The sequence below is a fragment of the Paenibacillus sp. LS1 genome (assembly GCF_026013365.1).
In the GTDB taxonomy this organism is placed as follows: domain Bacteria; phylum Bacillota; class Bacilli; order Paenibacillales; family Paenibacillaceae; genus Paenibacillus.
On sequence record NZ_JAPDOE010000023.1, the window covers coordinates 22,277 to 35,701 of the forward strand.

A 13,425-nucleotide genomic window follows, 5' to 3' on the forward strand; every position below is an offset into this window, starting at 1 on the left:
AAGGCGATGTTCAACTCGCTATTGACTTCATATATAAAATCTAACGTTGACGTTAACGTTATTATTATATATAATTATGTACATAACATTACAGACATATGAAAGAGGTGAGGGAAATGAGTTTATATAAAATCGACGACGTAGCCAAAGAATGTGGTTTGACCAAGCGAACCATTCGGTATTATGAAGAGATTGGTGTCATGCCTTCACCTCAGCGGACAGATGGCGGGACGCGGTTGTACACTCGGGAGGATATCGAATATCTGAAAAAGGTGGTTCGCGCCAAAGAGGTACTTGGATTCTCCCTTCAGGAGCTACATACCTATGTGGCAACGGCAGATGCATTGAACGAACAACGTTTTGACTACCAGCAGACAACCGAAGTGAGAGAACGGATCGAGAAGCTCACCACGATGGAAACAACGCTGGATGGTCAGCTGCAACTGATTGAGCAGAAGCTTCAAAGCATACATGCCGTACAGACTGAACTGGAAGAGCTGCGTGAACGCGTTCGGAGCGGTATTCAGAAATTACAGGCACATGATCCGCAGGGTGATGAAGACGGCTAACTAAGTTAGCATCTATTGTTTAATAAACAAAACTGTATACACATAATCGCTACATGGAGTGAGTACCATAGTACCTGTGGCGATCCTGTACAAGCACCGGATGTTCCGGTGTCATTTGTGCCGTTTTGTTACCTCTATTCATGAAAATAGACGCAATGTTTTCATCGTTTTCACGGACATTTTCAAATATAAAGATTAACCACATAAATTATTCACAGGAGGAATTACGTATGAAAAGAGAGCCATCATTACCGGACGAATTGCCGTCATCAGGTGGGGGCCTGTTATCCCAGCCACGAGCGGTATGGGCGGTCGCCTTTGCATGTATCATATCCTTTATGGGTCTGGGTCTGGTTGACCCGATTCTACCTGCGATTGCAGATCAACTGCATGCTTCGAAAAGCCAGGTGTCACTGCTATTTACCAGTTATAACGCTGTAACCGGGGTGGCGATGCTGATTACAGGTGTCGTATCCAGCCGGATTGGTGTGAAGTGGACGCTGCTTAGCGGCATATTCTTGATTATTGTCTTCTCGTTCCTCGGCGGTACCTCAGACACGGTAGGTGCACTGGTCGGTTACCGTGGTGGTTGGGGACTTGGTAATGCCTTGTTCATCGCAACGGCGTTATCCGCCATTGTGGGACTGTCCACGTCGGGGACAGCCAAAGCGATTATTTTGTACGAAGCAGCGCTTGGTCTCGGGATTGCGGTTGGTCCGCTGCTTGGCGGTGAGCTGGGTTCCATCTCTTGGCGTGGCCCGTTCTATGGGGTGGCGGTTCTGATGGCGATTGCCTTTATCAGCATTACATTTATGTTGCCCAAGATGGCCAAACCGAAAACACGCAGTTCTTTGTCCGATCCGTTTAAAGCATTAAGCTATCCTTCACTAAAAACATTGGCGATTACCGCCTTCTTGTATAACTTTGGTTTCTTTACCTTGATGGCTTATTCACCATATGTCATGAATCTGGATGAGCACGGCTTGGGTTATGTATTCTTTGGCTGGGGATTGATGCTGGCGATTACGTCGGTATTTGTAGCTCCAAGATTGCAACGCCGATTCGGATCGGTGCCGTCCATGAGTGTCATGCTTACGCTGTTTGCGATTGATTTGGTTGTTATGGCCATTGGTACGGTGATGGGTTCACCAACTACGGTTATTGTGGCGGTCATTGTAGCAGGGATCTTCCTTGGGATTAACAACACGTTGATTACTACGGCTGTTATGGAAGCTGCACCTGTGGAACGTTCTGTTGCTTCTGCTGCATACAGCTTTGTCCGTTTCCTGGGTGGTGCGCTTGCTCCATGGCTTGCGGGTAAATTATCCGAGTGGTTCCTGCCGGAAACGCCGTTTTATTTTGGCGCATTAATGGTTCTGGTTGGAGTCGTGGTACTGCTGGTGCGCCGTCATCATCTGCGGGATATCGATTCCGCCATTACATCTCATTAATTTAAGGAGGAATTGCAATGCTGAAACGTATATTGGTTGCTGTTGATGGTTCGGATCATGCGCATAAGTCTTTGGAGCAAGCACTGATCCTGGCTGAAAATATGAAACAACCCGCAAGTCTGTTGATCGTGCATGTGAATCCGGCCATTTCTATGAATGAACCTGCATTGGGTGTTGATCTGGAAGCTCGGATTGCCGAAGAAGGGCAACATATTATAGAACCAGTGACCAGACAGTTGTCCGGACGGGACATTGCGTATGAAACGCTGCTAATTGCAGGTGATCCCGTTAATGAGATCTGCCGTGTGGCGCGTGAACGAGAATGTGGAATGATTGTGATGGGTACAGGCGGGAAAGGCATGCTGGCAGAGATGATCGTGGGCAGCGTCAGTCATGGCGTGTTAAAACATGCAGGATGCCCCGTCCTGACGGTTAAATAGGTTGTGAGATTTCTTTGTAATTCAACGGCTCAAGATCGCCACAATGGCTCATTAGGTACGTTACAAGCTATGATTGCCGCATGCAGTACTGGGTTGATGGCCTCAAAGTAGTGTATAAATAGAGTATATAAATTGAATTGATCTTTTACATGAGACAGCGATTGGAAGGTTGTTCTGTCATCAAAGTGGCGATGTAACATTCTTTAGTTTGATAGTTCAATAAGGTTCGAAAAGAATGGAGGATGCAGCATATGAAAAAACAACATCTGTTTATCGGTGGCAAACCGACCGAATCCGTAGATTATAAATCACTTCAAGCACCATACTCCAGGGAGACGCTGGCAGAAGTCTCGTCGGCTTCAGCAGAGGAAGCGGAGGCTGCTGTTGCAGCTGCGGTTCAGGCTGGGAAGGCAATGCGCCAGATGCCTGCACATCAGCGTGCAGATATTCTGTACAAGTTGTCCTCCATGCTTGAGGAACGCAAAGAAGAAGCAGCGCGAATCATTGCGCTTGAGGCAGCGAAGCCGATTACCGCAGCGCTGGCCGAGGTTGACCGTACGGTGGAAACGTATCGTTTTGCCGCCGAGGAAGCCAAGCGACTGACCGGAGAGACGGTTCCGATGGATGCAGCCAAAGGTGGAGAAGGGCGCATCGGGTATACGATGCGGCAACCTCTAGGCGTTATTGGAGCCATAACGCCGTTTAATTTTCCAATGAACCTGGTAGCTCACAAGGTAGGTCCAGCGTTGGCAGCGGGCAATACCATTGTCCTCAAGCCTGCAGAGCAGACGCCTTTGTCTTCCTACTACATCGCTAATCTGCTCCAGGAAGCCGGATTGCCGGATGGTGCACTGAACGTGGTGAGCGGTGATGGCAAAACGATTGGTGATGTGCTTGTCGACCACCCCCATGTTGCTCACATTACGTTTACAGGCAGTCCAGCGGTAGGCACGAGCATTCGTAGCAAAGCAGGACTGAAACGCGTGACACTGGAGCTTGGGTCAAATGCAGCGGTGATCGTGGATAAGGACGCAGATCTGGACAAAGTGGTTCCTCGATGTGTGACGGGCGCTTTCACGTATCAGGGACAGGTATGTATCTCGCTACAGCGGATTTACGTACATCGTGATATTTCGGATGAATTCATCCGGCGCTTTGCTGAAGCGGCCAAACAAGTGGTGGTCGGAGACCCGCTCGAGCCGGATACAGTAGTCTCTGCGCTGATTACCTCCAAGGATGTACAGCGTACGCTCGATTGGATTGAAGAAGCCAAACAGGCCGGGGCTGAAGTGGCGGCAGGTGGTCAAGCCGAGGGAGGCGTTCTGCGTCCAACCGTGCTGGTTAACGTTCCCCGTGATGCCAAGGTATCCTGTCAGGAAGTGTTTGCTCCCATCGTGGTGATTAATACCGTAGATTCGGTTGAAGAGGGTATTGAACATGTCAACGATTCCATCTATGGGCTTCAGGCAGGTGTATTCACGAACGACATTCATACGGCTCTCCATGCCGTCGATCAGATCGAGGCAGGCGGAGTCATGATTAATGATATTCCAACGTTCCGTGTCGATCACATGCCTTATGGTGGTGTGAAACAGAGCGGTATTGGACGTGAAGGTGTGAAGTATGCCGTAGAGGAAATGACGGAATTGAAGTTTGTCATGTTTAATAAAGGTTAATTTTTTTCGTTTCACGTGCTCGATATTCCGTATGCCAATGAAAACATAATCATATGATCCTGTGCCACGATAATGGCACAGGATTTTTTTCTTTAAAAAGGGAATCAAAAAAATCTGGGGATAACCGTGATCGGAAGGTTATTCTGTCATCGTAGTGGCCAGTGTAAATAGTATTTGGTTGAACTTACATATCAAAAAAATACATACCGATTCTTCACTGACTACGGGTTCACATCTGATGAGACGGGTATAAATAGTTAACATATCGCAATTCATTTGATTAAATGCCGCTCATATCACCTAAGCATGATGTACCTATCCAGAGCGCGAGCGGAATGAAGCGGTACAGCATTGCCGAAAGTCTTATAATCTCTCACTATTCAAATAAAATGCAGTATGAAATAAGCCTGACTCAGGAGTTGCAGGACAGGCAGGAGGTGTATTCAAATGGCATATTCCATGGTTGACGTATCCGGAATGTCAGGCGTAAGTCTGAACGAGCTGAGCCAGTATGCGGAGACAGGTCTGCTGAATCCGGCCTTTGGTGGTTTGGATGAGGAAACCTATTATGAAAAGCAAGAACTGTTGAGACTCCAGCAAATCCTCTTCTGTAAGGAAGTAGGCATGGAGGAAACTGAGATTGGATCGATGCTCCGCGATAATCCTCAGGATGTCATTCGCATCATGCAGCAGCATCGCATTGAGATTCTGGAGAAGGCACTCCGTCTGCATGGATTGATTCAGACACTGGACAAAACGATTTCTCATTTGCAAGGTGAACAGGAACTTGATGAACATGAGCTGTATATCGGTTTTGTAAATAAGGGACGTCACCAGCTGCTGAATGAAGAAGCGAGTTCTAACCATGCAGTCAATAATGATATGAACCAAGTGCAGACAGAGGACGTTCAAAGGTCCGACATCCAATCTTCCAATTCGTCCGCATTGTCTGAAAATCAGGAACTGAAGTCAAAGGAAGATTATCTCGACTCCCAGGCAAAAATTGATCTGGTTCATCTCGACTTGCAACAGGCCATTGAGGATGGATTGGAACCGAGTAGTGCGAAAGTACAACGGATTATTGGCAGGCATCTTGAATGGATTAAGGGTTATTATACGCCCACCGCTGAGATCTATCGGGATCTGGCCAATCTGTACGTCGAGCATCGAGATTTCCGCAAGATGTACGATGGTTACCACCCGAGGCTGGCTGAATTCCTGCGCGACGGGATGATGATTAAAGCGGAACAGGATTTATCCTAGATGCATACAGTAACATGGGCGAGCAAGAACATGGGTGTGAAACTATAATGGATAACAAAGAGCGCAGACCTCTGAGAGGACTGCGCTCTTTGTTATTACGGGTTGTTCACTTACAACTGCTCTGTGAGCAGGCTTACGGCTTTCTCGAGGAAGACGCGGTCTTCGTCGTCAAAACGGTTTTTGATCGGGCTGTCGATATCCAGCACCCCGTACAGTTCGCCGTTTTTGATAATTGGTACGACGATCTCACTGTTTGATGCTGCATCGCAGGCAATGTGGCCTGGGAAAGCATGAACATCGTCAACGACCATGGTACGTTTTTCCGCAGCAGATGTACCGCATACGCCACGTCCCAATGGAATTCGGATACAGGCAGGTAGTCCTTGGAATGGCCCGAGGACCAGTTCTTTTCCATCATACAGATAGAAGCCGACCCAATTGGTGTCGGTCATAAATACATTGAGCAGCGCAGCAGCGTTCGCCAGATTGGCAATCGCACTAGGTTCATCGCGGATCAGAGCACTTAACTGTCCCAGGACGGCGGTGTGCTGCTCACTTCGTGTTCCTTCATAGGAAACAGCTTGAAACATGGTAAATCACCCTCCCGAGCAAAATGGTACTTATTTTCAAGATAGTGCAGAGGATGCGGTTAGTCAAGCGGAGGATTTCGGAAAGGGAAGGGAATACCTGAAGAATCCTCCTGTTTCTCAGCTTCTTGCGTGGGGTAATTACTTACCAACCACGGAGGGCTATAACCCGGGAAGGAGCTTGGCTTATGCATGCAGAGGTACAGAATCTTTTTGTACGGATACATCTACTATATTTCGCCCAAAATCAGGATTTGAACGTTAGCGAGGCGCTGCCCTTATTGGAAGAACGGGGATATCGCGTTGGAGAGCGGGAGATCAAGCAGGAGCTTGAACACCTGACTCAGGAAAACTTTCTGACCGCCCACGGGGACCAATGGAGCCTAACCGGGACTGGCATTGAAGAATTCAAGGAAATCACGGCTGTGTTTGGCCGGGTTAGCGATGAATTACTGGGGAAGGGCAAGAAAACGTCCAAAGCTTAAAATTCATTTGGACAAGCCCTGATGTAATTCACTCAAACTTGAATTGATCCATACGTACAACAAGACCGGGAGCGACATTGGCCCGGTTTTTTGACGTGTGTCCATGACTGAATAGTTGCCATTCGGCGCAGGTTATGATTAGATGACTAGTGAATCTTATGGTCTGCAGAGATGGATCGGATCGGAGTGTCTTTATATGTATAAATGCAAAGGAAGAATTCCCGAAATGGAGACTGCGCGGCTTCGTCTGCGCAAAATGCGTCGCCGGGATGCGGCCCAGATGTTCGCATGCTGGTCAGATCGCGAGGTGACCCGTTATATGAATCTTGCACCCATGATTGGGACAAGCGAAGCGGCGGACATGATTGGACTGCTTAACCACATGGCAGGGGAAGAGGATGCGATACGGTGGGGGATCGAACTCAAAGAGACAGGTAAGCTCATCGGCAGCTGTGGATTCAACACATGGCAGCTTGAAGGCGCATTCCGGGGTGAGATCGGATATGAGCTTGGACGTGATTACTGGCGACACGGTTATATGACGGAGGCTTTCTCGGCATTGCTGCCCTTCGGCTATGAGACCATGGGACTTAATCGGATTGAAGCGCTGGTTGATCCGCGTAATCTGGCTTCCGGCGAGTTCCTGACGAACCGCGGTTTTACGCGGGAAGGGCTGCTACGTCAGGTGCAGCATACATCCACTGGCTATAAGGATATGGTGATGTACTCGATGCTGTATGATGAGTTTCTTCGCAAGCGAGGTAAATAAAAGAGAGAAACGAAGAGAGAAGGGTTTGTGTGAATGCAACCGGAGGTTTGAAGCGCAGTTTCATCTTGACGGGGCTGTTGCTCGCGACATTTCTGTCAGCGATAGAAGGCACCGTGATTGGCCCGGCGGGACCAACCATTGTCAGTGAACTGGGGAGTGTACAGCTGCTTAGCTGGATTTTCACCGCATATCTGCTGACGATGGCTGTGAGTACACCCATTTTCGGCAAAATCAGTGACTTGTATGGACGAAAGCCTGTATTTCTGATTGGCTGTGCCTTATTTTTACTGGGTTCACTCCTGTGCTGTCTGTCGCAGAATATGGAGCAATTGATTATTTTCCGTGCTATTCAGGGGATTGGTGCGGGTGCGGTAGTTCCTGTTACGTTTACGATTATCGGAGACATCTACGCCATTGAAGAACGTGGCAAAATTCAGGGCTGGATCAGCTCCGTGTGGGGTATTTCCTCTCTGGCGGGTCCGTTGCTTGGTGGTTATTTTGTAGATAATCTGGGCTGGCAGTGGATCTTTGGTTTTAATGTGCCATTTGGTCTGCTCGCGATGTGGTTTGTATTTCGTTATCTGAAGGAAGATATCTCTCCGCGTACAGCCAAAATTGACTATGTCGGTGCGTTGACTTTCACGGTAGGCATTACGGCATTGCTCTTCGTCCTGTCGGCGGGTGGACAGTATTATGCCTGGAGTTCTCCGTTGATTATAGGACTGAGTGTGATTGCCGCTCTGTTTATCATTTTATTTTTCGTGGTGGAAAAAAGAGCTCAGGCTCCAATGGTTCCTCTACATCTGTTCCGAATTCGGGACATCCGTGTGGCGAATATCGCGGGACTACTAACCAGTACTCTGATGATCGGCCTGACCAGTTATTTGCCGCTCTGGGTGCAGGGGGTTCGGGGAGGTAATGCGACGGAATCCGGGCTGCTGCTCGCGCCGATGTCGGTGGGCTGGCTCATTGGTAGTGTGTTGGCAGGCCGCCTGTTAATGAAAATTGGATCACGTATGACCGCATTGATTGGATTAACGGGCATTGCGATCGGATCGGGTGGACTCTTTCTGGTGGGCGGGACATCCCCGCAGGCTGTGCTCTTCATATTGACCTTTATTTATGGTCTCGGTTTCGGATTTGCGTTTACGATCTTCACTATTATTGCACAGTCCTCCGTAGGGTATAAGGAGCGTGGTTCCTCTACGGCACTGCATACGTTCATGCGTACGTTGGGACAGACGATTGGTGCAGCAGCTTTTGGTACCTGGTTGAACTATAGAATCTCCACGTTATCCAGTGAACAGAATCTGGCGGAAGCCGGAATTTCGGAAAATGATCTGAACGAGCTTCTCGCACCACATACGGATGCTGCCCTATCGGATGACAAATGGGCGTTGCTGCGTAACGTGCTGGAAGGAAGCTTGCATTCCCTGTTTGTGATTATGTTTGTCATTGCATTGGTCTCGTGGGTAACGACACTGGCTTTACGCAAACGCTTGATCGTACCCGAAGATGCGGATGCTCCACCGCAGCCACAAGCATCAAAGTAAAAAGAAGATATATACGAAAAACCGGATTCGCCGATGTCTGGCAAATCCGGTTTTTATTGTTGTTGACGGATGTCCGAGTCTGAAGCATTTTGAAGTACAGGCTGGTTGATCCTGGTGAATCGTCCAAACGAATTTCTAAGGAACTGAGGACGTCTTATTTGACCTTTTGCTCCTCTTTTTAAATTGTAAGAAACATGAGACACGTTACTTCCCGAGATCACTTGAAAAACACGTTGTAAACGGCTGTTTATTCAAAGATAGCGTGTGTCAGGTTCCTTAAAATGCTGCGAGCGCTTCAAACCCTTGAATAAGACGTCACAGGTTCGTTAGCGCTCCCGCTCCATATCTGCTCAAGAACATTCAGTTACGCTCCGGCTTTCGGCAGGTATGAAGATACGCTCTAGCTGCTCGCGGATAAACGGTCTGCAGAATGTGCAAGCCTTCCCAAAAGTTCGGACAGCAGTTCCTTGTCTTCCTCGCTCAGTCCACTGACAGCACGGTCGATCTTCACCGCATAGCCGGGATATATTTCATCCATGGTACGCTGACCTTCTTCGGTCAGTTCCACAAAGATGATACGTCTATCTTGTGGACAATGCTTACGGAGTAACAGTCCTTTTTGCTCCAGCTTATCAATCACATAGGTCACATTTCCACTTTGCAGCAGAAGCTGCGCACCAACCTGTTGAATCGGCTGAGCACCTTTCATATATAACACTTCGAGCACCCCATATGCGGTGGGGTTGAAGCCATGCACTTTGCTTCCGGATACAGCGTGTTCATTCACGCTCTTAAATGTCTGGGCCAAGGTGCGGTACAGATGAAGTGAACGTTCGGCTCCAATTTCTTGTAATTCCAGCATGCTGATCCCGCCTTTTCAGATTAGTTTTATAAGTTGAAATGATGAAGAGTGGTCCTCTCCGTTATGCTGTTCATGTAAAAGATTATTTCAACTTATATGAGTTGGTTAGTTATGTTTGACGATTCAGGTTGTCGCCATGCTCTTATTGTAAACCTCTGTTTCCACGAAAAACATGCGATATGTCACAAGATCTGCATTTTTAGCATTTAAAATTTGATCATTCATCTTGCAGGAAAATCATCCTTCAGATGTCGCTTCTTCTCCGCCTCTGGCAGGAGGTTGAGTCAAGCCTTGCTCTCTTATAATGAGTTCATATTATGAATTCGGAAGGTACTGGAGGAGAAGAAGGATGACAAGTGAGTTAACGTTTGAAGCACAACGACCATTGAAGAATAACCGATCTTTTGTAACATTGATGGTGGCACAGGCCATCTCCAATCTGGGTGACTGGCTGCATCTGCTGGCGATCCTGACACTCGTAGGCATCCGCTGGAATGCAACGCCGTGGGAGATTACGTTTGTAATGTTGTCCGCAGCATTACCCATGTTGGTGACGGGGCCGTTTGCTGGAGCGCTCGCGGATCGGATGAATCGCAAATGGTTGATGATTGCTGCTGATGGCGCGCGAATCGTCATCGTGGGTGCGTTGATTTTTGCCGACCAGATCTGGCACGTCTACATACTGCTTGTCCTCAAATCTCTATTTGATGTCATCTTCTCTCCTGCCAAAAACGGAAAGATAAAGGAAATTGTACCGCATGAACAGCTTGCGCAAGCGGTGTCCATCAGCTCAGTGATTGAACAGTTGTCAAAAATTATCGGTCCAGCGCTTGGTGGACTGTTGGTAGCTGCTTTTGGCATCACTTGGTGTTTTGTTCTCGATTCAGCGTCTTTTCTAATCTCCGGCATCATTTTATTGTGGATTCCTGGAAATCGGGTGATCCAAACCGCAATTCATAACGTAACAGAAGTAGAGGAAGAGACAGCTGGGAATGTTCACAACCGCCCAAAAGACTCTTTTTGGAAAGAAACACTGGAGGGCATTCGCATGCTCGCATCTCTTCCTCACGTAGGAACGTCTCTGATCTTGCTTGCTTCAGCCATACTTTTTCTGCAATTTGCCGATTCACAGACTGTGGTGTTATTTAGACAGCTTCCCGGAATTTCAAGTGATCTGCTGGGATGGTGCGTGGCGGCCAGTGGTGTAGGCACATTAATTGCAGCGATGAGTGTGAGGAAGTGGAAGCATGCAGGGCATGTTATGAAAATGGGTCTGGGAACCTCACTTACGGGTCTGGTTATTGGTGCAGCCGGAATGATTGTCGTGGCTTGGCCATCGGCTGGACTTAGTGCGCACCTGCTGCTTATAACTTTGTTTGCCCTCGCGGGAATCGGAATCGGCTTTGCAGTGGTGCCCTTCCAGATCCTGCTACAGGAACAGACACCTGAGGCGATGACAGGCAGAGTGTTTGGAACGGTAGGCAGCGTGATGACAGCCAGTAATATTATGGGCCCGGTGGCAGGTGGATTCATGGTCACCTCATTTGGTGTAGTGCCGGCGTTTGTCTGTTCAGGCATTTTGCTGACCTTGCTTGGGTTGATTTATTTGATGAAACGCAACGGGAAAAAAGTCGATCTGAATGACTCCATTGCGGCCAAGACAATGACTGCGGGCGACTGAATATATGCCGGACCTGCTCAGTTTAAAAGAGTTGAAATGAAGGTTTGAATTTACTTCAAATTTTAAGTTTTTGATAAAAAAGCGTTTGAGTAAACGCCTTCACGTGTAATGAGGAACAGGCAGAAATCCCTGTATTCTAATTATTCATAGGGGAAAACTCATATGCCTTGTCCCACCAACGCATTAGCGGAAAGGGGGTGAAGCAACTTGAATGTAAAGTTACCAAAATCGATCGTACGTCTTGGAAGCATACCACTGGCAATACTTGCCGGGACTTTGATGCTGGGGTTTGGATCGTCGCATGTATATGCGGATGATGCTCAGGTATCTTCTGAAAAACCGTCCAGCGGATTGTCGCTAAATCTGTTTTCACGCGATTCGGATGGCGGGTTGAATCTGACTCCATCGGTATCGGTATCCACACCACTACTTGATGTTGAAGTTCCGTCGATCAAAGCGAATGAATCCACAGGTAAGCTGAGTGTATCTGAGCTGAAAGTAGATACACCGCTTGGATCGGCCGGAACATCAGAGATTGGGATTGATGCGAAGAAGGGAACCGTCGAACTGCCGTCTGTAAAGGCGGATACACCGGTGATCAAAGCCGATGTATCAAGCAGTCAGGTGAACCTGAATGAAGGTACAGCTTCCTTGCCTGGTATTACCGCAGAGGTACCCGAGGTCATCAAGGCAGAGACGTCTGCTGTGAAAACAGACCTTCGGCAGGGTAAGGTTGAATTGCCTTCCGTGAAGGTGGATGTACATGAAATTACTTCGGTCAATATCTCCTCATCCCGTGTGGATCTGAGTAAGGGAAATGTCCAGCTGCCATCTGTGAAAGCAGAAGTTCCAGTTGTAGACGTATCCGCTGAACTCAATCCTGATCAGGAAAAGGTGGAGATTCCAAGTGTGAAGCCGGAACGGCCTGTAGTCACTCCGGAACAACCGGCGGTCGTCAAAACACCGAATGGTGAAACTTCCAATACGAGTGCACTCGCAGACCCCGTTTCATCTCAGAACAACGAGGAAGGACAGGACGCAGTACAGGTTACGGGCAAAGTGATTGAAGTCACCCCGGAATCTGAAGTACGTCCAGAACAACCTGTTGTTCCGCAGGCCTTGCCTGTGGAAGGAACCGATCTGACGTCGGATTCCGATGTCAATGCAGGATTGCCAGATAACGAGTTATTCCTCGTAGATCAGCCAACTGCTGAACCATCTGTTACTGAACAAGTGCAGAGTGAACAGGAAGCCATTCTGAAACAAGATGATGCTGATGCAGCATCTCCATTGCAGCCTCGCACAGAACGACCAACAAGTTGGTCTGTTGCAGCAACTTCTCCCGGAGCAGCTAATGCTTCCGCAGGGACAAGCTCCGGTTCGTCCGGTGTAACTGGAGGTGGAGCAACCGCTCCAGCCGCTGCACTTCCGGGAGCAACAACGGGTCTGGTTACGCCAGATTACGATTTTGCTTTCCGAATGGAACGGCTGGATGGGTTCAGTCAATGGTCACAGGCACCACCGGGGCGGCCGCCACAATATACCTCTTTCTCTTAGGCAACAATGGCGTTAATTCAACCAAAATTGAGAAGGAGTGTATATCATCATGAAAAAAGTGAATCGTTGGGTAAAATTGTCGGTATTGTCGGGTACGTTGGTAGCTGGATTGCTGGGAGCTTCGCAGGCAACTTACGCAGATAGCTATAGCAATAATAGCAGTGGCAATCTGGATCTGAATGCAGGTTTGCGTCTGGAGTTGGGATCTCTTCTGTCAGGACACCGTGACACAGGTTACGGGAACCATGGTAGCTACGGAGGTTCATCCAGTGCAAGTGGAGCATTGAATTTGGATCTTGGACTCAATGCCGGCTTATCCTCAGAGAGCACGAACCGATACAATGATCGTTCTTCCGATTACACTGCTGAGCGTAGCAGTTCTGGCAAGCTGGGCCTTGGCCTGAATGCCAATGTGTCGGGAGAAGGTACAACGATGAGCGACTATTCACGAGGCGGCGATGAGCGTAACGTCAACAGCAGCACTGTGAGCGAAACCCGCGGCGCACTAGGTCTCGGTCTGAACGTGAATGCT

General features: G+C 48.4%; 13 protein-coding genes. 11 read left to right on the plus strand and 2 right to left on the minus strand.

What is annotated here, in order from left to right:
- The first annotated feature begins 116 nt into the window (after positions 1-116).
- From OM416_RS31255 to OM416_RS31275, 5 genes are all read left to right on the plus strand, one after another.
- Positions 117-569 (plus strand): MerR family transcriptional regulator, encoded by a 453-nt coding sequence (locus OM416_RS31255; RefSeq protein WP_264936156.1) that lies wholly within the window; start codon positions 117-119, stop codon positions 567-569.
- A gap of 230 nt (positions 570-799) precedes the next feature.
- Positions 800-2,020 carry an MFS transporter gene (locus tag OM416_RS31260; RefSeq protein WP_264936158.1) on the plus strand — a complete coding sequence of 407 codons (1,221 nt, stop codon included), beginning with the start codon at positions 800-802 and terminating at the stop codon, positions 2,018-2,020.
- A gap of 17 nt (positions 2,021-2,037) precedes the next feature.
- Entirely contained in the window at positions 2,038-2,460 is a 423-nt protein-coding gene (locus OM416_RS31265; protein ID WP_264936160.1) for a universal stress protein, read from the plus strand.
- A gap of 251 nt (positions 2,461-2,711) precedes the next feature.
- A complete protein-coding gene (locus OM416_RS31270; protein ID WP_264936162.1) occupies positions 2,712-4,136 on the plus strand; it encodes an aldehyde dehydrogenase family protein in 1,425 nt (474 codons plus the stop codon).
- A gap of 447 nt (positions 4,137-4,583) precedes the next feature.
- Positions 4,584-5,399: a MerR family transcriptional regulator gene (locus tag OM416_RS31275; RefSeq protein ID WP_264936164.1), complete on the plus strand. Its 816-nt coding sequence runs from the start codon at positions 4,584-4,586 to the stop codon at positions 5,397-5,399.
- A gap of 110 nt (positions 5,400-5,509) precedes the next feature.
- Here the strand turns inward: OM416_RS31275 and OM416_RS31280 are convergent, their stop codons facing one another.
- A complete protein-coding gene (locus tag OM416_RS31280; protein WP_062837648.1) occupies positions 5,510-5,989 on the minus strand; it encodes a GAF domain-containing protein in 480 nt (159 codons plus the stop codon).
- Between the two features lie 185 nt (positions 5,990-6,174).
- Here OM416_RS31280 and OM416_RS31285 point away from each other — a divergent pair, with 185 nt between their 5' ends.
- The 3 genes from OM416_RS31285 (at position 6,175) to OM416_RS31295 (ending at position 8,793) form a co-directional block, all read left to right on the plus strand.
- Entirely contained in the window at positions 6,175-6,471 is a 297-nt protein-coding gene (locus OM416_RS31285; RefSeq protein WP_036614170.1) for a hypothetical protein, read from the plus strand.
- Between the two features lie 196 nt (positions 6,472-6,667).
- Positions 6,668-7,240: a GNAT family N-acetyltransferase gene (locus OM416_RS31290; RefSeq protein WP_264936167.1), complete on the plus strand. Its 573-nt coding sequence runs from the start codon at positions 6,668-6,670 to the stop codon at positions 7,238-7,240.
- Between the two features lie 47 nt (positions 7,241-7,287).
- A complete protein-coding gene (locus OM416_RS31295; protein ID WP_264936178.1) occupies positions 7,288-8,793 on the plus strand; it encodes an MDR family MFS transporter in 1,506 nt (501 codons plus the stop codon).
- A gap of 400 nt (positions 8,794-9,193) precedes the next feature.
- Here OM416_RS31295 and OM416_RS31300 read toward each other — a convergent pair whose 3' ends face one another.
- The gene (locus OM416_RS31300; RefSeq protein ID WP_076334262.1) at positions 9,194-9,655 is read right to left on the minus strand and encodes a MarR family winged helix-turn-helix transcriptional regulator; all 462 of its coding nucleotides are present in this window, start codon (positions 9,653-9,655) and stop codon (positions 9,194-9,196) included.
- A 349-nt stretch (positions 9,656-10,004) separates the two neighbouring features.
- On the opposite strand from OM416_RS31300, the gene OM416_RS31305 reads away from it, so the two are divergent.
- The 3 genes from OM416_RS31305 to OM416_RS31315 all read left to right on the plus strand — a co-directional run.
- On the plus strand, positions 10,005-11,336 hold the full coding sequence (locus OM416_RS31305) for an MFS transporter (protein WP_264936170.1): 1,332 nt from the start codon (positions 10,005-10,007) through the stop codon (positions 11,334-11,336).
- A 207-nt stretch (positions 11,337-11,543) separates the two neighbouring features.
- On the plus strand, positions 11,544-12,893 hold the full coding sequence (locus OM416_RS31310) for a hypothetical protein (RefSeq protein ID WP_264936173.1): 1,350 nt from the start codon (positions 11,544-11,546) through the stop codon (positions 12,891-12,893).
- A 49-nt stretch (positions 12,894-12,942) separates the two neighbouring features.
- A partial coding sequence (locus OM416_RS31315) for a hypothetical protein (protein ID WP_264936176.1) occupies positions 12,943-13,425 on the plus strand: 483 nt, incomplete at its 3' end.

What these genes read in the sequence shown, in the direction of transcription:
- OM416_RS31255 (WP_264936156.1), top strand. Translation starts at nt 117, where the DNA reads ATGAGTTTATATAAAATCGACGACGTAGCCAAAGAATGTGGTTTGACC.
- OM416_RS31260 (WP_264936158.1), top strand. Translation starts at nt 800, where the DNA reads ATGAAAAGAGAGCCATCATTACCGGACGAATTGCCGTCATCAGGTGGG.
- OM416_RS31265 (WP_264936160.1), top strand. Translation starts at nt 2,038, where the DNA reads ATGCTGAAACGTATATTGGTTGCTGTTGATGGTTCGGATCATGCGCAT.
- OM416_RS31270 (WP_264936162.1), top strand. Translation starts at nt 2,712, where the DNA reads ATGAAAAAACAACATCTGTTTATCGGTGGCAAACCGACCGAATCCGTA.
- OM416_RS31275 (WP_264936164.1), top strand. Translation starts at nt 4,584, where the DNA reads ATGGCATATTCCATGGTTGACGTATCCGGAATGTCAGGCGTAAGTCTG.
- OM416_RS31280 (WP_062837648.1), bottom strand. Translation starts at nt 5,989, where the DNA reads ATGTTTCAAGCTGTTTCCTATGAAGGAACACGAAGTGAGCAGCACACC.
- OM416_RS31285 (WP_036614170.1), top strand. Translation starts at nt 6,175, where the DNA reads ATGCATGCAGAGGTACAGAATCTTTTTGTACGGATACATCTACTATAT.
- OM416_RS31290 (WP_264936167.1), top strand. Translation starts at nt 6,668, where the DNA reads ATGTATAAATGCAAAGGAAGAATTCCCGAAATGGAGACTGCGCGGCTT.
- OM416_RS31300 (WP_076334262.1), bottom strand. Translation starts at nt 9,655, where the DNA reads ATGCTGGAATTACAAGAAATTGGAGCCGAACGTTCACTTCATCTGTAC.
- OM416_RS31305 (WP_264936170.1), top strand. Translation starts at nt 10,005, where the DNA reads ATGACAAGTGAGTTAACGTTTGAAGCACAACGACCATTGAAGAATAAC.